The organism is Enterobacter sp. E1 (assembly GCF_016809815.1).
GTDB classification, from domain to species: Bacteria; Pseudomonadota; Gammaproteobacteria; order Enterobacterales; family Enterobacteriaceae; genus Enterobacter; species Enterobacter adelaidei.
This window is the reverse complement of sequence record NZ_JAFBJM010000005.1, coordinates 13198-38934: the sequence shown is the minus strand read 5'-3', so window position 1 is coordinate 38934 and position 25737 is coordinate 13198. Positions and strand designations below refer to the sequence as shown.

Here is a 25737-nt window from a genome sequence, read left to right as displayed (position 1 = left end):
ATTCAGCGCATACACAAATATACAGGATGACCTTATGGCTAAAACGACGCGGAGCCGCTCGGCTGAACGTCTGGTCGATATTCTGGTTGAACTACATTTAAACGGTGTGGTAAACCGCAGTGCGCTAATGGAAAAATTTAAAATTACCGAGCGTACCGTCTACCGGGATTTAAATGCACTCTCTCCGATTGTTGAACATACCGGTAATGGGCTATATCGACTGATCCATTCTTCACAATCTCCCGGCGGACAAGGATTACATCACTCACTGGCTAACTTCCTGAATGCTGATAGCTTTTTCCCTGAAAGAAATACGGAATTCTGGCAGAAACTTGAAACACGCGTTGACGAAAACCATATTCTTATCCTTGGGAATGAAGCAGAACACACGGTACAACGCGATATTCGTCGTCATTTAGCGAAAATCGAGAAATCGATTAAGAACCATAATGTTTGCCAGATCGTTTATAAGAGTAAAACCCGTCTGATTAATCCCTATAAACTGATTAACAAAAAAAATATATGGTATTTACAAGCCACCGAGAATGGCAGACTGAAATCCTTCTCATTGAGTCAGATTAGCTGGCTTGATATTCATACGACCACCTTCACTCCTGAAGAGAATGCCCGCGAGCTGCTGGAAAAAAGCCTCGACCCCTGGGTGTCGGAAGATACTTTCGCAGTGAAAATATTTATTAAAAATAATATTTCACATTACTTCCTGCGCCGCGATCTCCTGCCGGAGCAAGAGTTGCTGGAGGAGCAACACGGCGGCGTCACGCTGCGCTGTCAGGCGGCACACGAAAATCAGATCTTGCCGCTGCTTTTCTACTGGCTGCCAGACATTCAGATCCTGGAGCCGAGCTGGCTTAAGGAGAAACTCATCCGAACACTGGAAAGCTACCTGGCAATGGAGAGCAGCGCGCATAACCAAGTGATCTCAATCACATAATTTCGACCGCTGGCGGCGAACCGGAACCACTCGCCGCCACCTTTGACCGCTTACCTGGCACTTTCAACCACTCATCCATTTACCCTCCTTTACACACGCGACGTTCTGGCAAGATCCCACCAGCATTAATCAACACCTCCTCACAACGAACCCTGACCCTTTTTTCTTTACATAAAAAACCAGGTCTATTATGGATACTAAAAAACTACTGAAGCACGTGCCCTGGGCCTTACTCGGGATCCTCGGCGCTTTTTGTCTGGCGGTTGTCGCATTACGCCGGGGCGAGCACGTAAGCGCCCTGTGGATCGTGGTCGCGTCGGTTTCCGTCTATCTTGTTGCTTATCGCTACTACAGCTTGTACATCGCGCAGAAGGTCATGAAGCTCGACCCGACGCGTGCCACTCCGGCGGTCATAAACAATGACGGCCTGAACTATGTGCCAACCAACCGCTACGTGCTGTTTGGTCACCACTTTGCCGCTATCGCTGGCGCAGGCCCCCTGGTCGGCCCGGTACTGGCCGCGCAGATGGGCTACCTGCCGGGCACCCTGTGGCTGCTCGCCGGTGTCGTGCTGGCGGGTGCGGTGCAGGACTTTATGGTGCTGTTTATCTCTTCTCGTCGTAACGGCGCCTCTCTGGGTGAGATGGTCAAAGAAGAGATGGGCCGCGTGCCGGGGACTATCGCCCTGTTCGGCTGCTTCCTGATTATGATCATCATCCTCGCGGTGCTTGCTCTGATCGTGGTGAAAGCCCTGGCTGAGAGTCCGTGGGGTGTCTTCACCGTCTGCTCTACCGTGCCGATTGCGCTGTTCATGGGTATCTACATGCGCTTCCTGCGCCCTGGACGCGTGGGCGAAGTGTCGGTGATTGGTATCGTGCTGCTGGTGGCCTCTATCTACTTCGGCGGCGTGATTGCGCACGACCCGTACTGGGGCCCGGCGCTGACCTTTAAGGACACCACCATCACCTTCGCGCTGATCGGTTATGCGTTTATCTCCGCTCTGCTGCCGGTATGGCTGATTCTGGCTCCGCGTGACTACCTGGCGACCTTCCTGAAAATCGGCGTGATCGTCGGTCTGGCGATCGGTATCCTGGTGATTAACCCGGATCTGAAAATGCCAGCAGTGACGCAGTACATCGACGGTACTGGCCCACTGTGGAAAGGCGCGCTGTTCCCGTTCCTGTTCATCACCATCGCGTGTGGTGCAGTTTCAGGCTTCCACGCGCTGATCTCTTCAGGTACCACACCTAAGCTGCTGGCGAACGAGAAAGACGCACGTCTGATCGGTTACGGTGCCATGCTGATGGAATCCTTCGTGGCGATCATGGCGCTGGTTGCTGCGTCCATTATCGAACCGGGTCTCTACTTCGCGATGAACACGCCTCCGGCGGGTCTGGGCATTACCATGCCAAACCTGCATGAGATGGGTGGTGACAACGCGGCGCTGATTATGGCGCAGTTGAAAGACGCAAGCGCACATGCTGCAGCGACCGTCAGTTCCTGGGGCTTCGTGATTTCGCCTGAGCAGATCATGCAGACCGCGAAAGACATCGGCGAACCGTCCGTGCTGAACCGTGCAGGTGGTGCTCCAACGCTGGCTGTCGGTATCGCGCACGTGTTCCACAAAGTGCTGCCATGGGCGGACATGGGCTTCTGGTACCACTTCGGTATTCTGTTTGAAGCCCTGTTCATCCTGACCGCGCTGGACGCCGGTACCCGTGCAGGCCGCTTCATGCTGCAGGATCTGCTGGGTAACTTCGTGCCGTTCCTGAAGAAAACCGACTCTCTGGTTGCGGGCGTTCTGGGCACGGCGGGTTGTGTTGGCCTGTGGGGTTACCTGCTGTATCAGGGTGTTGTCGACCCACTGGGCGGCGTGAAGAGCCTGTGGCCGCTGTTCGGTATCTCTAACCAGATGCTCGCAGCCGTTGCTCTGGTGCTCGGTACCGTTGTCCTCGTGAAGATGAAACGCACCAAATACATCTGGGTCACCGTGGTCCCTGCGCTGTGGCTGCTGCTCTGCACCACCTGGGCACTTGGCCTGAAACTGTTCAGTGCCAACCCGCAGCTGGAAGGCTTCTTCTTTATGGCTAACCAGTACAAAGAGAAGATTGCCGCAGGCGGCGCAGACCTGACTGCGCAGCAGATTGCCAACATGAACCATATCGTGGTGAACAACTACACCAACGCGGGCCTGAGTATTCTGTTCCTGGTGGTGGTGTACAGCATCATCTTCTACGGCATCAAAACCTGGCTGAAAGTGCGTAACGCCGAGGGTCGTACGGATAAAGAAACCCCGTATGTGCCGGTGCCGGAAGGCGGCGTGAAGACCTCTTCACACCATTAATGACGTCATATCCAGCCCCGCTTCGGCGGGGCTTTGTTCTTATCAGGACACGTTATGTTTGGTAACTTAGGCGAAGCAAAAAAATACCTCGGTCAGGCGGCGAAAATGCTGATTGGCATTCCGGACTATGACAACTACGTTGAGCATATGAAGACCAACCATCCGGATAAGCCGTACATGACCTACACCGAATTCTTCCGCGAGCGTCAGGAAGCGCGCTACGGCGGAAGTGGAGAAGGCGGCGTCCGCTGCTGCTAAAGGAGACACCATGACCCCGATTGCCGTCACCCTGCTGACCGGTTTCCTCGGCGCAGGTAAAACCACCCTGCTGCGCCATATTCTGAACGAGCAGCACGGCTTCAAAATCGCCGTTATCGAAAACGAGTTTGGCGAAGTTTCGGTAGACGATCAGCTGATCGGCGATCGCGCCACGCAGATCAAAACCCTGACCAACGGCTGCATTTGCTGCACTCGCTCTAACGAACTGGAAGACGCTCTGCTGGACCTGCTCGACAGCCGCGATCGTGGTGACATCAATTTCGACCGTCTGGTGATTGAATGCACCGGCATGGCTGACCCCGGCCCAATTATTCAGACCTTTTTCGCCCATGAGATCCTCTGCCAGCGCTACCTGCTGGACGGCGTGATTGCGCTTGTCGATGCCGTCCATGCCGACGAGCAGATGAACCAGTTCACCATTGCTCAGTCTCAGGTGGGTTATGCCGACCGCATTCTGCTGACCAAAACCGACGTGGCGGGCGAGAGCGAAAAACTGCGCGAGCGCCTGACGCGCATCAACTCGCGCGCCCCGATTTACACGGTGACGCACGGGGATATCGACCTGTCTCAGCTGTTCAACACCAACGGCTTTATGCTGGAAGAGAACGTCACCTCGAAGCCGCGCTTTCACTTTATGGCCGACAAGCAAAACGACGTGTCGTCGATTGTAGTCGAGCTGGATTACCCGGTGGATATCAGCGACGTGTCCCGCGTCATGGAGAACCTGCTGCTGTCGTTTGCCGACAAGCTTTTGCGCTACAAAGGGATGCTGTGGATAGACGGTGAACCAAACCGCCTGCTGTTCCAGGGTGTACAGCGTTTATATAGCGCCGACTGGGACAGGCCGTGGGGTGAGGAAACGCCACGCAGCGTGATGGTGTTTATCGGTATTCAACTCCCGGAAGAAGAAATTCGGGCGGCGTTTGCGGGACTACAGAAATAACCGCTATGCATCCCCTCTGCCCAGTAATTTATTAACCTGAAGCGATGAGCTTTGTATCAGGAAAATGAATAAATTACAGCGATGTCCTGGTCCGGCTGTAAATCGCCGAGGCGTTTCCGTAAGGCCGGGGCGAGGCGCAGGGATGCGCCGAGAGGGCGTGGCCTGCAGGGATGCAGGCTCATGCCCGACCCGATAGCCTGAAGGAATAAGCTGAGGGCACCGCGAAGCGGCGATTTACCGCCGGGAGCCCGGGTCGCCAGGGTGGTGGCGAGTGAGCCACCCTGGCACGTTCACAGGTCATGCCGTTACAGAGTAGCAAGGAACATAAAGTGAACGGAATAACCTCCACAGCCGTATGTTCCCCCTCACCCCAGCCCTCTCCCTCAAGGGAGAGGGGGCCGTCTGTGCAGGCATTATTTTGTGGGGATACTTATTTCACCGCCTCCGGCAGCGTCACAATCCACAGTTCACTGTCCGACTCCGGCTTCTTCAGCGGCTTCACGCTGAGCGTGGTTTCCACCGGTTTATCATCCAGCGTCAGCTTACCTTCTGCGTTCACCCGATAATCCTTGAGCTTCTTGCCCTCGACCGGGTTTTGCATCGCCACCTTTACGCCAAAGTCGTTATCGTTCGCCACCGCCAGCGTTTTGCTGTCGATCAGCGCCAGCCCTTCGGCCTTCTCCTGCTGCCAGCCGAGGGCGCGTAAATCAACGACCTGCGTTTTCACCGCAAGGGTTATACCGCGCTGAGCCAGGGTCTTCTCATCATCAAACTCCGGGTACTCGCCCGGCTTGTCAAAGGCGGAAAGGTCGCTCGCCTTGCTGAGATCCACCTTGTAGATCAGGTTACGCATCCCGTCGTTTTTATCGCTTCCCTGCTCAATCAGCAGGATGTGCTGGTCATCGAGCGCCACAATGTCGCCAATTTTGGCATCACTGTTTTTACTGTAGGCGGAGCTATCGATGGGATAGCCGTACATCGCGGTTTTCCCGGTCGCCGGGTCGAAGCTGACGAGACGCGTAAATAGCGCCTGTTTTTTACTTTTACCGTCGATATCCAGCGTGCTTTGCACAGCGGCAATAATGCGTCCGTCAGGCATACGGGTCAGACCTTCAAAGCCCCGGTTCGGTTGACGCCATTTGATAATGTTTGGCAGACCGCCCGCGATGGATTTTTCCCCTTCCGCCGCCTGCGGCCCATGAATAGCCAGGATTTTCCCACTACTGTCGACGTTTATCAGGAACGGACCATACTCGTCGCACAGCCAGTATCCGCCTTTGCCGTCCGGCGTGATGCCTTCCGTGTCCAGCCCGCGGTTGTCACCCTTCAGCGTCTTTAACGTGTCGCTGAATGCCACTTCATTGGTGGAGCCAATCACGCCGCTTTGCAGCGGTAGCCCGTTAATCTCGCCTTTATCGTCGTGCAGAGGGCGGGCATCAATGGCCTCGGCTTTACCGTCTTGTACACGGATGGTCATCAGCAGCGGCGCGAAATCCGGCGTAACAAAAATTTTGGCTTCGTTTTTACCCATTTTTGGCGCGTCCGCATTCGGACCGCGATCGGTAACCGTCACGAAGGTCAGCGCATCGCCCTGCTTGCCGGTGAACAACAGGCCAGAACCGATTCCGACAGGAAGTCCATGCGGGAAAGCATCCGCAAACGCCCCGCTGTAGCTCACGTGGGAGCCTTCGGGAAAGCTAACGACATAGTGTTCAGCCGTGGGCTGCGCCGCCAGGCCAGAGAAAGAGAGCGCACAACCGATAAGTACAGGAATAATTTTTCTTTTCATATTGTTAGCATCCATAGAGTGAAGCCAACACCGTAAAGAATCAACGTGTCAGAAAAATGACATTGCGAGGAAACAGGGCCGAGCAGTTGAACGTATAATCAGTGCCAGAAATGTAATTTTTTGTGGTTTTGTATGACACCTGAAACATTTCTGGAAATTATTAGAAATGCCATTAATGCATTCCGAATGATTATCCCCGCCTCGTTCAGTTTATGTTTAGTCAAAAAATTAAACTGTTCTTAAACAGCAGAAAATCACGCGTTGACACCCCTAAAACAAAACGCCCTCATAACAATTTGAGCAAGAAAATTAACATTTACAGTATAAAAAGTTGATCCTAACCACATTTGCAGTCATAAACATCGCTTGTTAAGGTGCCGTAAGATTAATTTGATGACGAGGCATAAAACATGAAAAAACTGAATATCCTTCTTCTTTCTGCTCTGACCGCTATCTCGGGTTCCGCACTGGCGATGGGTGGCAGCATTGAGCAGGGTAAAAACTTTACCAACCTCAATCTGGAAATGGGTAAATCCTCGTCTGGCCTGTATGCCGAAAGCAACTGGCTTAAAAACACCGATGACGGCACCCAGACCGGCGGCGTGGGTGCAGGTTACAACCTGGAAGTCGGCCCGGTCATGCTGAATGCGGGCGCGAAGGCGATCTACCTTGGCCCGAAAAAAGGCGATAACGGCGTGGCGTTCCCGATTGGTGGCGGCGTTAACGTTGCCCTGACCGACAGCATTCACGTATTTGGTGAAGGTTATGTCGCTCCAGAAGGTCTGAACAACAGCGTGAAAAACTACGTTGAAGCCAATGGCGGCGTAAGCTGGACGCCAATTACGCCAGTGACCCTGAAAGTGGGTTACCGTCACGTGAGCGTAGATGGCAAAGACGGCCGTCCTGGCCATACGCTGATTGACGGCGCCTATGTGGGCGGCGGCGTGAGCTTCTAAGGCTCCGCACAGATAAAAAACCTGCCGTCTGGCAGGTTTTTTATTACCTCTTACTTACGCACCACCACCAGCTTCTGGTTCACAAACTCTTTGATCCCCAGATCCGACAGCTCGCGTCCGTAGCCGGAGCGCTTCACGCCGCCGAACGGCAGCTCTGGCGCGGTATCGGTGAGCCAGTTGATATACACCATCCCTGTTTCAATCCGCGACGCCATTTTCTTCGCGCGCTCGATATTCTGACTGAATACCGCCCCGCCCAGGCCGTAGTGGGAGTCGTTGGCCAACGCAACCGCCTCGTCATCGTTTTTCACCACGAACATCTGCGCCACCGGGCCGAAGAACTCTTCGAAATACGCCGGATTGTCGCGCGAGATAGTCGTCAGGATCGTCGGCTCGAAGAAACTCCCGTCTCGCGGCACCGGTTTGCCGCCATAGTGCAGCGTCGCACCGTTTTTCACCACTTCGTTAACCTGTCTGGTCAGCGTTTCCAGGGCATCTTTAGACGACAGCGGCCCCAGAGTGGTGCTTTCGTCCAGCGGATCGCCAATCTTCACCTGCTTAAACGCCTCGGTGAATTTGCTGAGGAAGGCATCTGCAATTTTCTCGTGCAGGATAAAGCGCTTCGCCGCGGTGCAGACCTGCCCGGCGTTGTTGAGTCGCGCATTCACGCCAATCTTCACGGCTTTGTCCAGGTCCGCATCATCAAGCACCACGAAGACGTCGTTACCACCTAGCTCAAGGGTCGATTTCTTAATGTGCTTCGCCGCCTGCGCAGCCACGACGCTACCGGCTTTTTCGGAACCGGTCAGCGCGGCCCCCTGCACGCGATCGTCGGCGATGATGTTCGCCACCTGATCGGACGAGATAAACAGGTTAGTCCACGCCCCTTCCGGTGCCCCCGCTTCGCGCACCAGATGGGCAAACGCCTCGGCGCAGTGCGGCACGATGCTGGCATGTTTTGCCAGCACGGGGTTACCCGCCGCCAGGTTCGGTGCCAGAACGCGCATCAGCTGGTAATACGGGAAGTTCCACGGCTCGACGGCCATCAGCACGCCGATGGGGTGATACTCCACCCACGCTTCCCCGAGTTCAGACTCATACTTCACCGGGGCCAGGAATTGTTTCGCGTTATCAGCATAATAGCGGGCGATTTTCGCACACAGCTTCACCTCACCGCGGCTCTGTTCGATGAGCTTACCCATCTCCTGGCTGGCGATTTTAGCCAGCTCCTCGGTGCGCTGGTCGATCAGGTCGGCAAGCTTATGCAGCACTGACAGGCGCTGGCTGATGTCGCCTTTCGCCCATTCTGAATGGTAGAGCGCATCGGCCGCCTTCAGTGCCGCTTCGATATCCGCGTCGGTATGAGAGGGGTATTCTTTGATGAGCTGGTTAGTGGCAGGATTTACTGTCTGATAAGCCATGTCGAATCTCCTTGTTTTACCGCTTAGGGTATTAAGGGTAGTCAACGTGACTGGCTATGGACGTAAAGTTGGGTATATCCGGAAGGTTCTTAATGAAGCGCTGCCAGACGGTTGTTTGACGTGGTATAAAAAACCTCCAGAAGGAGTTCCCATGACCAATACCCGACATATCCGCCAGACGTTTCACCGCGCCTCAGGACTTGAGCTGCGAAGCACGTGGCAGAGTACGCAGGCGTACAAACGTCACTGTCATCCTGAGGTCTCCATTGGCGCGATAGTAGAAGGCCAGACCTGCTGCATGTGCCATGACAGAGAGTACATCCTCCAGCCCGGGGACCTGATTGTGATCCCAGCTTATGTGCCGCACAGCTGCAACCCCGTCGCCGGAAAGCCGCGCAGCTACCACATGCTCTATATCGACACCGGGCTTCCTCTGGCGCTTCAGGTGATTCGCAACCCTGCGTTCTTTAAGTACTACCTTGATATTGTGGAGACGATGTCTCCGGCATCCGTCGACAGGCTGCTTTCTGTCCTTCCCCGCTGTGCGGATAATACAGACGCGCTTCGCGTAACCAGCCAGCAGGTTCAGCAGGCATTTCTTTCCGATCTCGCCAGCCCGCCTTCCCTAGACGAACTTGCCCAACGATTCTCGCTGCGCAAGGAGACGCTGATCCGCACTTTCAGACAGGATACCGGCCTGACGCCGGGGAGCTTCCTCAATATCTCCCGAGTAGAGTATGCCAAAGCGCGGCTGCGCGCCGGGGATAATATCGCCGACGTCGGCTACCAGAGCGGGTTTGCCGACCAGAGCCATTTTCACAAGACCTTCGTGAGCTATACCGCCGCCACGCCGCGCCAGTACGCCACGGGCCGATCAATATCAGACAATAAATAGGTTCTGCGTTTCCGTAGTCTGTACCCGGTTTTGCATTCTGAGGTCGCTATGGAACTGTTCTTCCCTTCCGCTTTTCTCGCCCTGGCGCTGGCGCATTTTGTTGCCCTGTTAAGCCCGGGCCCGGATTTCTTCCTGCTTGTGGGCTACTCGGCGCGCTATCGGTTACGCGGCAGCGCCGGGCTGTGCGTCGGCATCGCCGGGGGTAACGCGCTCTATATTGTTCTGGTGATTATCGGCTGGAGCGCGCTGCGCCAGTTTACGTGGCTATTTACGCTTATCGAGCTTTGCGGGGCGCTGTACCTGCTATGGATCGGCTCGCATCTGGTGCGCAGCCGACCGCAGGCACTGGCGCTGAATGAAACTCACCAGCGCTTCCCTTCACTGCGTAAGCAGATTCTTTTGGGGCTCGGTTCCGCGCTGCTTAATCCGAAGAATGCGTTGTTCTATCTGGCGCTGATGACGGCGCTACTGGGACCGGACGTCACGCTGCTTCAGCAGGCGACCTGCGGCGTCTGGATGGTGATGGTGGTTCTGATGTGGGATCTGGCGCTGGTGTCGCTGATGGGGCTATCGGCGGTGCAACAGAAGCTCAGCCGTTCGCTGTGGTTGATTGAGCGCGCGGCAGGAGTAGTGCTGATGGGGTTTGGTGGGTGGGTGTTGTGGCGGTTGCTATGAAAGGATTTTCACAGGCCCTTCTTAAACCCCTAACCGATAATCCCAGTCATCCGTATGAATAACGTTGCCGTCACGGTAATGCCAGGTAATCTTTTCATAACGAAGCAAAACAAGCTCAAGATGCCCCTGTTTTTCATGATAAGTATCTTTCACGTCATGCATCAATGAAAACAATGTGACGATATTTACCGCTTCCAGCGTTATCGTGAAATAGATTTCTTCCTGACCGGCATCGTTGATTCGATAAAGGTCGATAGCCACTTTCCTGAGTGTGCCTCCCGTACTCAGTGCTTTGTATAGCAGAACACTGGAAGCATCAATTTCCTTTTCAATAAGAAATGGGCGATGCTGGCATTTACTCAACACTCTGCCATTATGAAGATCAGAGTTATAACTTACGTTATGATAGAGTCCTAAGACTTCAATCTGGTTTTCACGGTCTTTAACCTTTACGCTACCTTTTATGATATTACCCGCATCGTCCGTTAAGGACATATATCCTGGGATGGCCATTTAATTATCCTTTTCGAATGGAACTGAGTTTTCAACAGTAGCGATCATAACAGCGAGACATCTTTTACCCTTAGGGTTGTTAACCTTAAAAATTTCCCTGATTGAATCTACATAAAGCTTATTACTCTCTGCTTCTGTCTCCGGAAAATTAGCAAAAGAGCAGATTTGTTCAATAGTGAGCAACGGTTTATCGTCTTTTAAGATTGCTAAGACTCCCTCAGGGTTATGTGGGATGGCTTCTGAAAGCGCCGCCTTTAAATCTTCAGCGGTACCGGCGTCCACCCCGGGTTCGATGGCACTCGCTACGACTAACCATGCATGGGCTCCTTTACTTATCTCCGGAATTACATGGTTCCACCATTCCGACCCTTCACTATCATTTGAATACAGATTATCCACAACACTCCTGGCGCCTTTGTTATTTATCATCTGCATAATCTGCTCAGGAGAGTGATCTTTTGCCAATAACACTACTGAAAAACACGAGAAGAAAAAAACAATGAAATATTTCATCATCTCACCACCAGTATTGTGTCACCCGAATTATAAATCAGATGACGCTTATCCTGTCCATTCATAATAATGCAACCTGCTGACGCAGAACCTGGCGGTTGCCCTTTCTTATCACCATGAATTTGAAAATAACTCCTACCAAAAGTATTGGTCCCCGCTATAGGTTCAAGAATAATCGCCTCAGCACTTTTGTGATTATTCCATCCGGCAATAAAATAAATACCACGTGGAATAGGGCCTTTGTTTCGTTGCCGTTCACACTCAGGTTTGTCTTTCGATTCACCGGCACCGCTATAGCAGCGGGCAATAAACTCACCATTGTGACTTAATATCCCTGTAGAAATCTCATATTCCCATGTCATTAACCTTGCTCCCTGTCATTAAAATTAACCCACCTTAATATTAATAAAGAGCAAAAATTACCACATCAATCACAAAACCTTACATTCGAGAAGAGTTAAGCACAAAAAATATAGAAAAATTAATAATGAATAATTGTAATGTATATATTTATCGGATAATAAATGTCTGTTCATTTTAAGACACCTCCCCATACACCAGCTTTGCATTTTTCGTTCAATTCCCTCTATCCTTAACTCATGGAAAAAATAACAGAACTCAAACGCGCCAAGCTGTTGGCGCTGTCGCTGCTACTGCTGGCCTCTGCGGCGTTTATCACCACCCTGTTCCTGCCGCAGACCTTCTGGGTGCGCGGTGTGAAGGCCATTGCCGAGGCGGCGATGGTCGGCGCGCTGGCAGACTGGTTTGCCGTGGTTGCGCTGTTCCGCAGAGTGCCCATTCCCTTCATCTCGCGCCATACGGCAATTATCCCGCGCAATAAGGACAGGATCGGCGACAATCTCGGCCAGTTCGTGCAGGAAAAATTTCTTGATACCCAGTCGCTGGTGGCGTTGATCCGCCGCTATGAACCCGCACAGATGATCGGTGCCTGGTTCAGTAAACCAGACAACGCCCAGCGCGTCGGGCTGCATCTAATGCAGGTGATGAGCGGTTTTCTCGAACTCACCGACGATGGACGTATCCAGCGTCTGCTCAAGCGCGCGGTGCATAAGGCCATCGACAAGGTCGACTTCACCGAAACCAGCGCCGTGATCCTCGAAAGCATGACCAGAAATCATCGCCACCAGGTGCTGCTGGACGCCATCATCAACCGCCTGATTACCCTGATTCAGCGAGAAAGCACGCGGGACTTTATTGCCGACCAGATTGTCCACTGGCTGAAGACCGAGCATCCGCGTAAGGCAATGGTGCTGCCCACCGAGTGGCTAGGTGACCAGAGTGCGGAGATGGTATCGAACGCGGTAAATACGCTGCTGGACGATATCAGCCACGACCGCACGCACCAGATCCGCCAGGCGTTCGACCGCGCCACGCTGAAGCTTATCAACAACCTGAAAAATGACCCGGAGATGGCGGCGAAAGCCGACAACATCAAGCACTATCTGAAGAACGATGAGGCGTTTAACCGCTATCTGGGGGAAATGTGGGCTGACCTACGCCAGTGGCTGAAAGCGGATATGCAAAGTGAGGATTCGCGCGTGAAGCAGCGCATCGCCAACGCCGGGCTGTGGTTTGGCGAAACGCTGTCAAACGACGCCAGCCTGCGGGCGTCGCTGAACGAGCATCTGGAGCAGGCCGCGCACCGCCTCGCACCGGATTTCGCCGCGTTCCTGACCCGGCACATCAGCGACACGGTGAAAAGCTGGGATGCCAAAGATATGTCCCGCCAGATTGAACTGAATATTGGCAAGGATCTGCAGTTCATCCGCGTCAACGGCACGCTGGTGGGCGGGACGATTGGCCTGATCCTGTTTTTACTCTCGCAACTCCCCGTCGTACTGAGTTTCTAATCTTCTTTGGGCGGCGCGATAACGTAGCGCGTCGCCTCGAAGCGATTCAAAACCAGATGCACGAGAAAGACCATCGTCAGCGTTGCTACCAGCGAAAAGGTGACGGAGGTGATGCGATAGAGATCGCTGAACACCAGGTCAGTGTCCGGGTGCATGTTCTGCCCGAACATAATGCCGATGGTGGTGATGCTGGAAAACCCCACCCCGGCCCCTACTTTCTCCATCACATGCAGACGCGCACCAAACGCCAGGCCGAGGCCAATAAGTGGCATCATCAGCAGCATATGGCTGCTGTGATCGTAGAGGATAAGCTGGACGACAAGAATATAGAGACAGCCCAGCACTACGCCGACCACGCGCCAGATGGAGCTCATCACCGCGCCGCGATAGTGCATCGGGAACAGAATCAATATCCCCGCCATCAGCGCCGAGAGCGAATCGCTTAAATCGCTAATCTGAAACACCACGAATATCAGCGTCGCGACGGTGCCGGAGAGCAGCGACTCGTGTCGCACCCGGGCGTCATCTTTCTCAATCAACGGCGGTGGCTTGCGCGGCTCCACATCTGGCAGGAGATAGTTCATCAACGCACTCAGGCTCACGGCCATGACGCTCGCTTCGATGTTGGAAAACAAAAGCGTGTGCCAGTTAGTCGTGGGATAGCTCATAAAATTGAGCATCACGCTCTGACACACCACCCCCATCGAACCGAAGAGGAACAGTGGCCCCTTGCTCATAAAGCGAAAACGCATCACGTACAGGGCAAACACCACCAGCGTCATAATGAGCGGCCATTGCGACAGATAGCCGATGATAATCACCATTTCAATGCAGTTTAGCGATGCGCTGAAGATAAACTGCTTCGCCACGTGGCGGTTAAACACCGGGACCAGCGACAGAAGCATGATCGGGTAGACCACATAAAACACGCCGTAGCTGGTGTTGTAGAAACTCGAGATGCTCAGGGCAATCATCCCGGCAAACACGATTCGCAGGGTCTGACGAAAATCGTTTGCCGTGTAGACGATATTACCGTGCGGGGTAAATACCCGCGCCAGCGTATTAATAGACATAGTGCAGCAGGCTTACCAGATGGATCTGCATCCTGGAGAAGAAGCGCGCAAACGGGCCTTCACTGTTGTAGAGCTGCACGGTCGCGCGAGCCCCGGTTGGCAGATGCTTCGGCAGCGTTTCATCCAGCGTCACGTGAATGCGCATCCGCTGGGCATCACGTACCCAGCGGTTAGAGGTTTCCGGCTCTGACAGTTGGCCGTTAACGGCCTCCTGGCCCGCAAGGATCCCCGCATCGCTGCTGGTCACGTGGGCGCGAAAGACGTGCCCCGGAAAGGCGTCAAACACCACGGCCGCGTCGGTGCCCTGATGGGTATGACGCAGGCTTTTTTCACGGAAGTCGGCCACGATATCGGTCTGGTTGTTCACCAGCGCCAGCGCGGCTGAGCCTGACGAGGCATAGAAACCGGGGCTTAGCTGCAGGTTACTCACCGTACCGTCCGCCTGCGCGTAGACCTTTGTCCATCCGAGGTTCAGCTCTGCGTCATCCAGCGCGTTACGGTATTTTTGCAGCGTCACGTTGCGGTGCTCGTCCCGCTCGCCGCGCTGGATGCGCAGGTTCTGGATATTGGCCTGAATCGAGCTGACAGACTGTTCGCTGCTCTGCCAGGTGGTGCGGGCTTTATCCAGATCCGCCTGCGAAACGTTCTGCAGGGTGCTCAACTTCTGATAACGATCAAACGTGACTTTGTCGTTACGCGCGGTCAGCACGGCGGTTTTCAGGTTGGCCTGCGCGGCGGCGATTTGCGCATCCAGCTGTTCGTTGGAAAGACGTGCCTGCTCCAGCGCGATTTGCGCCGCTTCCACTTTATTGCGAAACGGCGTGTCATCCAGTTCAAAGAGCAGATCGCCTTTCTTCACCTGGCTGTTGTTATGCACGTGAACTGCCGCCACGTAGCCGGAGACGCGCGGAGAAACCGGCGTCACCACGCGCATCACGGTGGAATCTGGCGTCAGCGGGATCCAGATATCCGCGACGATAAAGTAGACAAACATCAGCAGGAAAGAGGCAATACTCACCCTTACCCAGCGGGCAAACTTTTGTTCAGGCGTCATTATTTTTCGATCTTGTTATCTTCTTCGCGGATTGTCCGCAAATTGCAGGCGAATTGATTCAGGGTGGCGCTGAAAATGTCGATATGTTCCGGCGCGATGTTTTGCGATACACGCGCCTGATATGTCTCAATCACCTGAGTAAGCCTTTTTAATATGGTTTTTCCCTCAGGCGTCAGCGTCAGAAGCCGGATGCGCTTGTCATAAGGCGATACGGAGCGCAGCAGGTATCCCTGCTTTTCCAGCTGTGTCAGAGTGCGCATCAGCGGCGGCAGTTCAATCCCCTGCATCTCCGCCAGTTCACTCACCGAGACGTTATCCCCAAGCTGATGAAGCTGCATCATTACTGTCCAGCTCGACTGGGTTAATCCGGTATCGAGAATGGCATCGTCAATGACGGCACGCCACTGACGCACGATCATTGCCATCCGCATGCCCATCGGCCTGCGGCTAAACAGATTTTCTTCACTCATGGGGAAACCTCTCATCACACGCGGTCACGATAATAGTTATCAGGGTAAGTATCAAGAAACGAGAGGTAAAAGCGCAGGAATTGCGAAACGATATCTCCCTTTGGAGGATGATCTGGCAATGGTAAATTTATTGAAATTAAAAGGATTTTTTATTGTTCGATAAAATTTAGCCCCCAAAATCGCCCCCAACTGGTTTTGTTGTCGCTGAAATGGACTTTTACAACTGGCTGGCGTTTCAGGAGTGGACGCCAGTACAGTATCAAAAATGCGGGACTGTAACGCTTCGTAGGTTGTCGCTAGTGGGTAAATATCATCGAGCTCCGGCACAATGGCGGCGGCCTCGTCAGGGTCTGTCTGAATGGTCTGATATTTCTCCTGCGAATAATCCTGCGTAGCTTTCGGTGAGATGTTGACCAGCCTGCTATCGTCGAACCACGCTGCCGGAATATCGGTGTTTGCTGTTTTTTGTTCGGTGGCGCTCACGTCAATTTTTGCGCCCACCCGCACAAGTTCGCTTTTTTATCTGGTTGTAAACAGTCTGACGGCTTACGCCTTTGTGTCTGGCGTAGGCGGCTTTGGTCATGAGCATGATGAATACCCCATGTCATTATTATGTTATCGTTCAATGTAGTTTAGGTGGAGCTATATTTGGTAGCAAAAAGGAACGATAACATTCCTTTTTGCTATTGTTATTTCTTTTTGAAACGAAGGTGATGCTCAATGACCATAAATAACGTTTTGTTCGGATAATTTACAGCCATTGCTCACTTCATTGAGTGTATCAAAATCTGAACCGTTAAAACGATACGTGATCAAACGACATTCAGGAACTGCAAAATCCCCATTATCACGCTGAAGCGGTGCATTAGCAGCGCGTCCTTGGATGGTTAATTCTTTACTATCTCCTTTAGCGGTATATTTAAATTTTAACCCTGTAGATGTACCATCATCAACAGCTTCAACATAACTGTCCCCCCCTTCTGGAGAGCGGGGGAGTGTAGAGACAACTTTGCCTGTTAACTTGTCAATAACCCATCCGCAGATCCAATAGTCGTGCAAGCACTCACTGCCGTGTCCTCCAGAGGTAACAAATAGTCGGTAATGCCCGGCAAAGTTTACGGGATTATTCAATTGTGTATTTATTTGTTTTTTCCACCAGCTTGAATAATTTTCTTGCTCTGTATTTAGAGATACTGACTGTGCGAATGGCCCTTTGCTAATTTGCACTGGTTTTTCAGCACTTCTAACATCTGTTATAAAGGGACATAGCGAGAAGAGTAGGCTAAAAGCTATATATTTATTTTTTCCCATTTTTTGAAACCTCAAGTATTGAAACCATTTCATCTGGCATAATGTGAGATCTATTTAAACCATCACCAGAGTAATAAGACACACCTTCAATGTGTGCTGTACGTCCTTTACTTATTATCTTACCTTTACGCACCCCAGCAGAAGCAAACTCCATTGCCCAAGCGTAAATAGCATCCTCTACGCTTCCATTTCCGTCAAGATAATTAATAATAGACTCACGTTTAATTTTAATAAGATATTCTTCAAAGATCTTATCCTGCATAGCCTCGTCATACTGTGCATTTACATCTAGGTTTAACACTCTCACCGCTTCTTTAAGAGTATCCGGGATTATTTGAAAACGTCCGGTCGCGAACATATCGAATTTTCTTTGGGCCGCCATAACCTCCCCAAGCGTCATTGATGTCAAATTTGTCTTATAGTGCGCCTCAGTGTGTTTGGGATGAGGGTGCGGCCATGTCCGGTTGTACGCAGTGTAATCATTTTTCGATTCAACATTCCCCAGTAAATCCGCAAACGGTGAATGTGCCCAGCCCTTCGCCTTCGGTGTGCTTATCGCGTCCAGAAACACCACTGGGTGCATATGCCAGATAGCCTGACCCTTATCAAACGACGGAACCTGACTCATCCATTCGTGCGTGTCGCACCACTGTTTCATGTAATTAATGCGCAGCGGGTCATAGTTCTGGAAAAACGTCTCCCATTTGTGATGGCTGCTGCCGCCGAACCATTCAGAGTCGTGTTTCACCACCAGCCGTGACACTATCTTACGCACGCCCATTTCCGGGTGGTGTATCGCCTGGAAAAGCTCCCGCCCACTCAGTTCGCCGTCCTGGTCAGTATCCAGTTTATCCATCATTCCCCTGTAGTACCGGGATACCATGCCCTGCCGCATTCCTTTTTCCGGGTTTATCCGCTCAGCCAGCCAGTTGTACGTGTCACGCATCCAGCCTTCCCGCAGGGAGTTTTTCATGTCACTGTCGGACTCCTCCACCAGCGCACAGAACTCTCGCCCGGCAAGGTCGAACTGCTCCATCTCCTTCACGTCATATCTATTCATCCAGGAGTGCGGGCTTATCTGATACCACGTCAGACCGCCCGAGGTGTAAGGATTGCATTTATCCCGCTCCAGCAGTTTTTCGCCATCCTTTTCTGTCATGGCTTTTGCCTGGGTAAACGTGTCACCGTTGCGGATATACACTGGTTTATTCAGCCCGACCTGGATAAATTTTTTCCCCGTCGTGACTTTTCCGGGATTGCCGAGAAAGTCGGGCATCCGGGTATCCACACTCAGCACCTCGATATGGCTGAAATGGCTGGTGTCTGTTTTCCCCATTCCCACCGGGTCGGTCTCTTCCTGTAAAAAGCCCACTGCATCCCCGGCTGCAATGGCAACAGGAGCCGACGGTTTCACCACGCTGTCAAAGCGTCCCGCACTGAGGGCGTGCTGCATCCATCCCGGCAGGGCGGCGTACTGCTCCCCGTCCTGCGTCATGTACTCCGGTAACAGCGTTACCAGAAACGCCTCCCCGGTGGCCTCGCCGCCGTCGGTCAGGCATTTTACCAGCCCGAACGGCTGTACCTCGCCATGGTTGCGGAACGGCATTTCTTTCAGAACGATAACCCGGCAGCCCTGATTCAGGCTGCCGTGCGACGGCGGAATATCTGCCACCCCGTCAGCCGGGGCGCTGCTGGCATAGCATCCCGCCGGGTGACGAAGTACCGTGGTGCGTGCAACCATCGTCCTGCGTTTCGGGTAGGCAGAGAGTGGGGCTAACCCCATATACAGGGAGTAAAATTCCAGCCAGGTGCTTTCCTGCTGCGGGTCAGGTTTACAGACAGATTTCACCAGCATAAAGCTGGTGGAGTATTGCAGTGCCTTACCGATATAGTTGCCTTTCAGGTAATCCTGATTCACCCGCCAGGCGGCTATCTCACCATCAGCCATACACTGGAGAGGCACGGCGGTATCGGCATTGTCTGCGGTCAGTACCGCGCCGGGTGCCGTGACCGGGGTCAGGTGGATACCGCCGTGCCACATGGTGTTGGTGCCTGCCAGCCATGAGCCGTGCGGCTCACGTCCGATACAGTCCATTATCTCGTTGACGCTGACATACTGCGTCCCGTTCTCTTTACGTGCCGGAAAACAGATATTCATGATACTGCTCCTCAGTAAGCTTTTTATTCAGCGCACCAATACTTAACGCCTTAAAAAATAAAGGAAAATTACAAATAACATTATTACGACACACCACCATGCCAACAATGCGGTTTATATTTATAACGGCGGTGATTGGTAATCATTTGTAACCAGCGAGGTTTATACAGCGCTGTACCGGATGCGTTATTTTTCTCTGTCCGGCACGACCCGGCGCGGGTCACTTTCTTCGAACATTTCCGTCACTATCCCGCCGGGCCTGCCTGGCTGTATTGTCATTTGCCTACCACCAGCGGTCCGGACAGTTTCCGGCCTCGCGATATCAGCCGTCTGCGCGGCAGTACAGCAGCAACACAGTGGCACCGGAATATGACGAAGGGGTGATGGTCAGGAAAGTGGATATCAGCGGTAAGCTGAGCATCAAAGGAGTCCGCCTGAGTGCAGGAAAGGCGTTCAGGGGAGAACAGGTCGGGCTTAAGGAGACGCAGGTGGATGGCTGCTATGACGTGTGGTGGTACAGCACGAAAGTGGGGGGTGATCGACCTGAAGAAACAGTCGATCACCATGGGGAAAGGATGTTAAAAAGTGTTCACCATGTCCCCGAACACCTGTCTACCATGTCCCCGGACTGTACAAGGGTGAGGGGGGAACATACGGCAGCGGAATTTAACGGCTAAAATGTTTGGTAATGGCATCCTTCCCCGAAGCCGTCACCACCACCTCCCGATACCCCGCCACCCGCTGGATCCAGCCTTTACTTTCCAGATGAGTAAGCAGCGCCGCGCCCGCCTCTCCGCCAAGATGAAACCGCCGCTCGCTCCAGTCGAGGCAGGCGCAGCAGGCCTTCCGGCGCGGATGAGCGCTTAACGAAATGCCGAGCGTCAGGAACTGCTCCCGGCCATACAGGGTCAGCGCTGAACCGTCAGCCTCCAGCCAGCCTTCAGCCTGCATGAAATCGTAGATCTGCACCGCCACCGTACCCGCCAGATGGTCGTAGCAGGTCCGGGCTTCCCGCATGGCTTTCGGCGCGGTGGTTTCCGGTGGGGTAATGCGGCTCCACGAAAGCCCCATCATCTGCTCCACCAGCGCCGCCACGTCGTGCCCGGCAAGGCGATAATAGCGATGCCGCCCTTGCGACAGGCAAGTAATCAGTTGCCCTTCAAGCAGCCGGGCGAGATGCCCGCTGGCGGTCGACGGTGCGACATCTGCCGCCGCGCTCAGTTCGGTAGCCGTCCACGCGCGCCCGTCCATCAGCGCGCAGAGCATCTTCACGCGCGACGGATCGGCCATTGCCGCCGCCACCGCTGCAATGGCCTGTTCCAGCACCGCACTGTTATCTGGCGGTAAGCTCGTTTTTAACATGGGTCGCCCAGGGTTCGGTGATCTCAGCGGCCAGCTTATCATCATCCGTCAGCAGAATAAGGTGATTTGCGTGGTCGCTATACTGAGTAAGAATAGACACACCGCGTGCCGCCAGCGCCGCCGCGATGTCGCCTAACTCGCCGGGCCGCTCCTGCCTGAGTTTCCTGATAATCGGCTTGCGCACCGCCTGCACGGTAAATCCTGCCGCCATCAGAACACGTTGCGCTTTTTCTCCATCCTCAACGAGAAAATGGGCATCGGTACCAAATACGCCACCGCCCTCCAGCCCCACGCCGTTGCGGCCTAACAGTTGCCCAAAGCGCGCCAGTTCACCGGGCCTGTCGCTGAAAATCACGTGAAGGTCATACATCGGCATGCCCTCCGGTTTCGGAACTATACTCCCGCACCATCTGCGCCACCCCAATGCGGTAGTACGCAAAAATTGACGCCCGTCCTTCAGCCTGCGCCGCCTGGTGAAAAACGTTCTGCTTCCAGTGACGGATAGCCTCTTCGTCACGCCACCAGGAAAGGGACAGAATTTTGCCGTCGGTGGTCAGGCTCTGAAAACGTTCGATATCAATAAAGCCGTCGATGTCGGCCAGCAAAGGCTTAAGCTCTGCGGCAAGCTTAAGATAGCGCGCCTGATGGGCTGGCGCGGCTTTGGCTTCGAAAATAACTGCGATCATGAGGGTCTCTCCGTGGTGATGTTGAGGAGAGCATGCGGGATGGATAAGCACAATGCTTCGGTAAATAGCGAAGTTTTAGCCCAGAATTGACCTCGGCTCCATAAACGCCCGAATCCCCCACTCGCCCATCTCACGCCCCACGCCAGAGTGCTTAAACCCGCCGAACGGTGCTTTCGGTTCATGAGCAAGCGTGTTTATCAGCACGCGACCGGAGACAATCTGCTGCGCCACGCGACGCGCACGCTCAACATCACCGCCCAGTACCACCGCACTCAGGCCATACTCGGTGTCGTTGGCAATGGCGACAGCCTCCGCCTCGTCCTGATAGGGGATCACGCACAGCACCGGGCCAAAAATCTCGTCGCGGGCAATCGTCATCTGGTTATTCACGTCCGCAAACAGCGTCGGGCGCACAAACCAGCCGTCCTGCGTGCCTTCCGGTCGCCCTTCACCGCCTGCCAGCAGGCGTGCTCCCTCTTCTGTGCCCTTGCGGATATAGCCCTGCACCCGCTGCCACTGCTTTTCGCTGACCATCGGGCCGACATCCGTTTCGCTATCGCGCGGGTCACCGGATTTCACCGCCGCCACTGCCTGCGCCAGCGCGGTTTCGATCTCCAACTTACGCGACTGCGGCACCAGAATGCGCGTTCCGGCCACACACGCCTGCCCGCTGTTCATAAACCCGGCCTGAATCACAAGCGGGATCGCCTGAACCAGATCCACATCATCCAGCAGGACCGTCGGCGATTTACCGCCTAACTCCAGGGTCACGCGCTTAAAGCTTTCCGCCGCGTTGCGCAGGATAGCCTTACCGGTATTCGTCGAACCGGTGAACGAAATTTTTGCCACGTCCGGATGGCGGCTGATGGTGTCACCCACCGTCTCGCCGCGCCCGGTGATGATATTAAACACGCCCGGCGGTAGTTCAGCGTCGCGCAGCGCTTCGGTGACAATCTGGGTTTGCAGGGCGCTCATTTCGCTCGGCTTGATAACTGCCGTACAGCCCGCTGCCAAGGCGGCTGCCAGCTTGCCGCAGATAAAGCCCGCGTCGCTGTTCCACGGCGTAATCAGCCCGGCCACACCCAGCGGGGTCATCTGCACCGTTGCTGCGCCTGCGAGGGTAACGAATTCAAACGCCTCCAGCGCCTCTATCGCCTGAGCAATAACATCTGCCGGATAGCTGGACATCCACGCCGAGCGCGAGGCCGGCGCGCCGTACTCTTTGATGACGGCTTCCAGCAAATCGTCATGACGGGCCACCACAGCCGCGTGCATACGCTTCAGCGCTGCGATGCGCTCCTGCTTTGTGGTCTGCGACCATGCCGGAAACGCCGCTTTTGCCGCCGCAATGGCGCGCCCGGCGTCAACCTCATCCGCCAGGCGGACCTGCCCTATGACCTGCGCCGTCGCCGGGTTGTACAAATCAAACCGTTCGGTGCCGTGCGGGGTAACAAATTCGCCGTTAATAAAGATTTGTTCGATAGTGTGCATATAACCCTCCTGAGGCTGTGTGAGGACAGTCTGGCACGGCTTTTCCGTTGCGATAATCCACGCTATGCTGCAAGGGTTGTTTCGATTTTCAGGATAATCTATGCATCGTTCAGGTCTGACAGAGCTGGAAGTGGTAATGGCCGTCGTGCGGCGCGGTAGCTTTCGCGGCGCGGCGCACGAGCTGGGGATGTCCGCCACGGCGGTGAGCAATGCCATCGCCGGGCTGGAGAGTCGCCTTGATATCCGCCTTTTTAACCGCACCACCCGCAGCGTAGCGCTCACCGACGCCGGACAGCGCTACGCGGCACGTATTGGCCCAGCCCTGCAGGAGATTCGTCTCGCCAGCGAGGAGATCCACAGCGATACCGGGGAACCCGCCGGAACGCTGCGTCTGAACGTTCCAAACAATATCGGCACGCTATTCCTTGATCAGTTGCTGATCGACTTTATGATCCACTACCCGAAAATGCGCGTGGAAACAGTAAGCGAAGCAAAGATGATCGACATCGTTGCTGAAGGCTATGACGCGGGGATCCGCCTTGAAGAGTCCGTGCCTCAGGACATGATCGCCGTGCCGCTGACCGGAGAGATCCGCCAGCTTGTCACCGCTACGCCGGGCTATTTCGCCCAGCACGGCATACCCGAGACGCCGGACGATCTGCTGCAACACCAGGGGATCGGCATGCGTATGGCCCACGGCGGGATCTACCGTTGGGAGCTGGCGCGTCGGGGGGAAACGTACGCGCTTGCCGTGCCGCCGCGCTTTGCGACCTCCGATCTTTTTGCTTCGATTCGCGCCGTGAAAGCGGGATTAGGCGTGGGATTTTTGCCGGAACTGTATATTCGGGAAGAGCTTGAGAGTGGAGAACTGGTGAGCGTCCTGAACGACTGGGCGCAGCCGTTTGCCGGGCTGCGCCTGTATTACCCCGGCCACCGCCACGTCCCGCCAGGACTACGGGCGCTGGTGGCGATGATCCGCGAGCGCGGGATTATTCCAGGTTAGCCTTATTCAGCCCGTAGGCCGCGTCCAGCGAGCCGGGTGCCATGCGGGACGTGATCCCCAGGCGGTTCCAGGCGTTGATGGCCACGATGGCAAAGTTCAGCTCTGAAATCTCGACGTCCGAGAAGTGCTCCGCCACGCTGCGGTAGAGCGCATCGCTCACGCCATGCACGCCAATCTGGGTCAGCGCTTCGGTGAAGGCCAGCGCGGCTTTTTCGCGAGCGCTGAACAGCGGGGACTCGCGCCACGCCGCCAGATGATACAGGCGCAGCTCGCGCTCGCCGGCAATTTTGGCCTCTTTCGAGTGCATATCCAGGCAGAAGGTACAGCCGTTCAGCTGCGACACGCGAATGTCGATCAGGTGTTTCAGCGCCGGGTCGATGGAGGTTTTCGCCACCTCCATACTCAGGGCGGAAAGTGCGTTGGCGAGTGCGGGTGTCGCTTTATGATGGTTAACGCGAGTGCTCATTGTCTTTCCTCTTTTTTGTGCGGCATATGTCATGCGATGAGGCAAATCTACGCCGTTCATGACATAGTAAAAAGATACAAAAAACGTGAAATGAGGTAGGACATGAAGCCGGGCTATCACGAGATCTATACCCGCTATCGCGACAACATCACGCGCGGCGTGCTGAAGCCCGGCGACAAAGTGCCTGCTATACGGGTCCTGGCCGAAGAGCTGAAAGTGGCGCGCAAAACCGTCGAAACGGCCTATGCCATCCTGACGGGCGAAGGGTATCTGGTGAGCCAGGGTGCGCGCGGCACGCGGGTCAACCCGGATTTACTGTTACCGGATAAAAATGCCCCTGCGGAACAGCCCACCGGCACGCTTCCGGCATCGCTTATCAGCCAGCGCGAACGGGCCGGTTTTCTGCGACCCGGCATCCCCGCGCTCGACAGCTTCCCGTATAAAAAATGGCTGCTGCTGGCAGGCCAGGCAACGCGCGCCATGCGCCAGGAGGAGATGCTCAACCCGCCTGTCCTGGGCTGGTATCCACTGCGCCAGGCCATCGCCAGCTACCTCAACATCTCGCGCGGGCTCTCCTGCAGCGCCGAACAGGTGCTGATCACCAGCGGCTACAGCGGCAGCCTGCGCCTGATCCTCGACACCCTCGCCAGCCGCAGCGATAAGGTGGTGTTTGAAGATCCGGGCTACTTTATGGGCCAGCAGTTGCTCAAGCGGATCGTCCCGCGCCTGCACACGGTGCCGGTCGATCGCTGCGGCCTCGATACAGATTATCTACTTCGTCACCATCGCGATGCGCGTTTTGTCATTGTCACCCCGTCGCACCAGAGCCCACTGGCGGTGACGCTCTCCCTGCCGCGTAAACAGCAGCTTCTCGACTGGGCCAGCCAGCACGAAGCGTGGATTATCGAAGACGATTACGACGGCGAATTTCATTACACCCGCAAGGTACTGCCTTCGCTGAAAAGCCTCGACCAGCACGACCGGGTGATCTTTATGGGTACCTTCAGTAAAACCATTATGCCGTCACTGCGCATGGGTTACGTGGTGATGCCCGCCAGCACAGTCGGGGCGTTTACCGACTGTGCTGACATCACCACCAGCGGCCAGCCGGTGCTGACGCAAAAGATCCTCACCGCGTTTCTCAACGAAGGCCATTTTTTCCGTCACCTGAAAAAGATGCGCGCGCTATACCAGACCCGCCGCGACTGGATGATTGCCGCCCTGCGCGAGATGTATGGCGATCTGTTTTTCACCGAGCAAAACGATGGCGGGATGCATATCGTGGCCTTTCTGACGAAAGGCAGTTGCGACAGAGAAATCGCCCGTTGCTGGCAGGAACAACAGTTGCAGGTGAATGCGCTTTCGGAATGGTATCGCGGGTCGGGTAAACGCTATGGGCTGGTGATGGGGTATAACAACGTGCGGACATATCAGGAGGCGATTGAGCTGCTGGAAAGGCCGAAACGGCAGACGCTTGCGCTGTTGAGCTGAAATTGCCGGGTGGCGGCTGCG

Annotated in this window: 26 protein-coding genes and 2 pseudogenes; 11 read left to right on the top strand and 17 right to left on the bottom strand. The window is 54.6% G+C overall.

Annotation, left to right across the window (positions count from 1 at the left end; genetic code table 11):
* Positions 1 to 34: 34 nt before the first annotated feature.
* The 4 genes from JGF26_RS14400 (at position 35) to yjiA (ending at position 4518) form a co-directional block, all read left to right on the top strand.
* Positions 35 to 952 carry a WYL domain-containing protein gene (locus JGF26_RS14400; protein ID WP_028016552.1) on the top strand — a complete coding sequence of 306 codons (918 nt, stop codon included), beginning with the start codon at positions 35 to 37 and terminating at the stop codon, positions 950 to 952.
* A 190-nt stretch (positions 953 to 1142) separates the two neighbouring features.
* Positions 1143 to 3296, top strand: coding sequence for a carbon starvation CstA family protein (locus JGF26_RS14395; RefSeq protein ID WP_028016551.1), 2154 nt, complete (start codon positions 1143 to 1145; stop codon positions 3294 to 3296).
* Between the two features lie 54 nt (positions 3297 to 3350).
* Positions 3351 to 3554 carry a YbdD/YjiX family protein gene (locus JGF26_RS14390; protein ID WP_003856610.1) on the top strand — a complete coding sequence of 68 codons (204 nt, stop codon included), beginning with the start codon at positions 3351 to 3353 and terminating at the stop codon, positions 3552 to 3554.
* Between the two features lie 10 nt (positions 3555 to 3564).
* A complete protein-coding gene (gene yjiA, locus JGF26_RS14385) occupies positions 3565 to 4518 on the top strand; it encodes a GTPase (RefSeq protein WP_134708245.1) in 954 nt (317 codons plus the stop codon).
* 430 nt (positions 4519 to 4948) lie between these two features.
* Here the strand turns inward: yjiA and JGF26_RS14380 are convergent, their stop codons facing one another.
* Positions 4949 to 6307, bottom strand: coding sequence for an esterase-like activity of phytase family protein (locus tag JGF26_RS14380; RefSeq protein ID WP_134708244.1), 1359 nt, complete (start codon positions 6305 to 6307; stop codon positions 4949 to 4951).
* 410 nt (positions 6308 to 6717) lie between these two features.
* Here JGF26_RS14380 and JGF26_RS14375 point away from each other — a divergent pair, with 410 nt between their 5' ends.
* A complete protein-coding gene (locus JGF26_RS14375; RefSeq protein WP_028016547.1) occupies positions 6718 to 7263 on the top strand; it encodes a YfaZ family outer membrane protein in 546 nt (181 codons plus the stop codon).
* Positions 7264 to 7313: 50 nt separating this feature from the next.
* Here the strand turns inward: JGF26_RS14375 and JGF26_RS14370 are convergent, their stop codons facing one another.
* Positions 7314 to 8684, bottom strand: coding sequence for an NAD-dependent succinate-semialdehyde dehydrogenase (locus JGF26_RS14370; protein ID WP_134708243.1), 1371 nt, complete (start codon positions 8682 to 8684; stop codon positions 7314 to 7316).
* Positions 8685 to 8835: 151 nt separating this feature from the next.
* On the opposite strand from JGF26_RS14370, the gene JGF26_RS14365 reads away from it, so the two are divergent.
* Both JGF26_RS14365 and JGF26_RS14360 read left to right on the top strand, forming a co-directional pair.
* Positions 8836 to 9579, top strand: a complete 744-nt coding sequence (locus JGF26_RS14365; RefSeq protein WP_134708242.1) for an AraC family transcriptional regulator — start codon at positions 8836 to 8838, stop codon at positions 9577 to 9579.
* Between the two features lie 48 nt (positions 9580 to 9627).
* Positions 9628 to 10254, top strand: a complete 627-nt coding sequence (locus JGF26_RS14360) for a LysE family translocator (protein ID WP_134708241.1) — start codon at positions 9628 to 9630, stop codon at positions 10252 to 10254.
* Positions 10255 to 10275: 21 nt separating this feature from the next.
* On the opposite strand, the gene tssD is transcribed toward JGF26_RS14360, so the two are convergent.
* From tssD to JGF26_RS14345, 3 genes are read right to left on the bottom strand one after another with little or no spacing between them, the layout of a single operon-like run.
* Positions 10276 to 10767 (bottom strand): type VI secretion system tube protein TssD, encoded by a 492-nt coding sequence (gene tssD / locus JGF26_RS14355; protein ID WP_028016543.1) that lies wholly within the window; start codon positions 10765 to 10767, stop codon positions 10276 to 10278.
* Complete coding sequence (locus JGF26_RS14350) at positions 10768 to 11283, bottom strand: hypothetical protein (protein WP_229255525.1); 516 nt, start codon at positions 11281 to 11283, stop codon at positions 10768 to 10770.
* Complete coding sequence (locus JGF26_RS14345; RefSeq protein WP_028016541.1) at positions 11280 to 11642, bottom strand: tlde1 domain-containing protein; 363 nt, start codon at positions 11640 to 11642, stop codon at positions 11280 to 11282. The genes JGF26_RS14350 and JGF26_RS14345 overlap by 4 nt, the downstream gene beginning before the upstream one ends.
* A 237-nt stretch (positions 11643 to 11879) precedes the next feature.
* Here JGF26_RS14345 and JGF26_RS14340 point away from each other — a divergent pair, with 237 nt between their 5' ends.
* The gene (locus JGF26_RS14340; protein WP_134708240.1) at positions 11880 to 13151 is read left to right on the top strand and encodes a DUF445 domain-containing protein; all 1272 of its coding nucleotides are present in this window, start codon (positions 11880 to 11882) and stop codon (positions 13149 to 13151) included.
* Here JGF26_RS14340 and JGF26_RS14335 read toward each other — a convergent pair.
* From JGF26_RS14335 to JGF26_RS14310, 7 genes and pseudogenes are all read right to left on the bottom strand, one after another.
* Positions 13148 to 14224 carry a DUF2955 domain-containing protein gene (locus JGF26_RS14335; protein ID WP_134708239.1) on the bottom strand — a complete coding sequence of 359 codons (1077 nt, stop codon included), beginning with the start codon at positions 14222 to 14224 and terminating at the stop codon, positions 13148 to 13150. The genes JGF26_RS14340 and JGF26_RS14335 overlap by 4 nt on opposite strands.
* A complete protein-coding gene (locus JGF26_RS14330) occupies positions 14214 to 15281 on the bottom strand; it encodes an HlyD family secretion protein (protein WP_134708238.1) in 1068 nt (355 codons plus the stop codon). The genes JGF26_RS14335 and JGF26_RS14330 overlap by 11 nt, the downstream gene beginning before the upstream one ends.
* A complete protein-coding gene (locus JGF26_RS14325) occupies positions 15278 to 15748 on the bottom strand; it encodes a MarR family transcriptional regulator (RefSeq protein ID WP_134708237.1) in 471 nt (156 codons plus the stop codon). Before JGF26_RS14325 ends, JGF26_RS14330 begins: the two co-directional genes overlap by 4 nt.
* Positions 15749 to 15799: 51 nt before the next feature.
* On the bottom strand, positions 15800 to 16231 hold the full coding sequence (locus tag JGF26_RS22430) for a hypothetical protein (RefSeq protein ID WP_238934267.1): 432 nt from the start codon (positions 16229 to 16231) through the stop codon (positions 15800 to 15802).
* Positions 16205 to 16337 (bottom strand): annotated as a pseudogene (locus JGF26_RS14320) (DNA-binding protein); the annotation flags it as partial. The pseudogene JGF26_RS14320 and the gene JGF26_RS22430, both read right to left, overlap by 27 nt.
* A gap of 128 nt (positions 16338 to 16465) precedes the next feature.
* On the bottom strand, positions 16466 to 17059 hold the full coding sequence (locus JGF26_RS14315; RefSeq protein ID WP_134708236.1) for a hypothetical protein: 594 nt from the start codon (positions 17057 to 17059) through the stop codon (positions 16466 to 16468).
* Positions 17046 to 19217, bottom strand: a complete 2172-nt coding sequence (locus JGF26_RS14310) for a hypothetical protein (protein WP_134708235.1) — start codon at positions 19215 to 19217, stop codon at positions 17046 to 17048. Before JGF26_RS14310 ends, JGF26_RS14315 begins: the two co-directional genes overlap by 14 nt.
* Before the next feature lie 314 nt (positions 19218 to 19531).
* Here JGF26_RS14310 and JGF26_RS14305 point away from each other — a divergent pair.
* Positions 19532 to 19799, top strand: a pseudogene (locus tag JGF26_RS14305) (IS481 family transposase); the annotation flags it as partial.
* A gap of 84 nt (positions 19800 to 19883) precedes the next feature.
* Here the strand turns inward: JGF26_RS14305 and JGF26_RS14300 are convergent.
* From JGF26_RS14300 to JGF26_RS14285, 4 genes are all read right to left on the bottom strand, one after another.
* The gene (locus JGF26_RS14300; protein ID WP_134708234.1) at positions 19884 to 20579 is read right to left on the bottom strand and encodes a winged helix-turn-helix domain-containing protein; all 696 of its coding nucleotides are present in this window, start codon (positions 20577 to 20579) and stop codon (positions 19884 to 19886) included.
* Entirely contained in the window at positions 20551 to 20949 is a 399-nt protein-coding gene (locus tag JGF26_RS14295) for an amino acid-binding protein (RefSeq protein ID WP_108089506.1), read from the bottom strand. Before JGF26_RS14295 ends, JGF26_RS14300 begins: the two co-directional genes overlap by 29 nt.
* Entirely contained in the window at positions 20942 to 21265 is a 324-nt protein-coding gene (locus JGF26_RS14290; protein WP_134708233.1) for an antibiotic biosynthesis monooxygenase, read from the bottom strand. Before JGF26_RS14290 ends, JGF26_RS14295 begins: the two co-directional genes overlap by 8 nt.
* Positions 21266 to 21340: 75 nt before the next feature.
* Entirely contained in the window at positions 21341 to 22756 is a 1416-nt protein-coding gene (locus tag JGF26_RS14285; RefSeq protein WP_134708232.1) for an aldehyde dehydrogenase family protein, read from the bottom strand.
* A 100-nt stretch (positions 22757 to 22856) separates the two neighbouring features.
* Between JGF26_RS14285 and JGF26_RS14280 the strand changes: the two genes are divergently transcribed.
* Complete coding sequence (locus JGF26_RS14280; RefSeq protein WP_134708231.1) at positions 22857 to 23759, top strand: LysR family transcriptional regulator; 903 nt, start codon at positions 22857 to 22859, stop codon at positions 23757 to 23759.
* Here JGF26_RS14280 and JGF26_RS14275 read toward each other — a convergent pair.
* Positions 23746 to 24225, bottom strand: coding sequence for a carboxymuconolactone decarboxylase family protein (locus JGF26_RS14275; protein ID WP_008501331.1), 480 nt, complete (start codon positions 24223 to 24225; stop codon positions 23746 to 23748). The genes JGF26_RS14280 and JGF26_RS14275 overlap by 14 nt on opposite strands.
* Before the next feature lie 102 nt (positions 24226 to 24327).
* On the opposite strand from JGF26_RS14275, the gene JGF26_RS14270 reads away from it, so the two are divergent.
* Complete coding sequence (locus JGF26_RS14270; RefSeq protein ID WP_134708230.1) at positions 24328 to 25716, top strand: PLP-dependent aminotransferase family protein; 1389 nt, start codon at positions 24328 to 24330, stop codon at positions 25714 to 25716.
* Positions 25717 to 25737 lie beyond the last annotated feature (21 nt).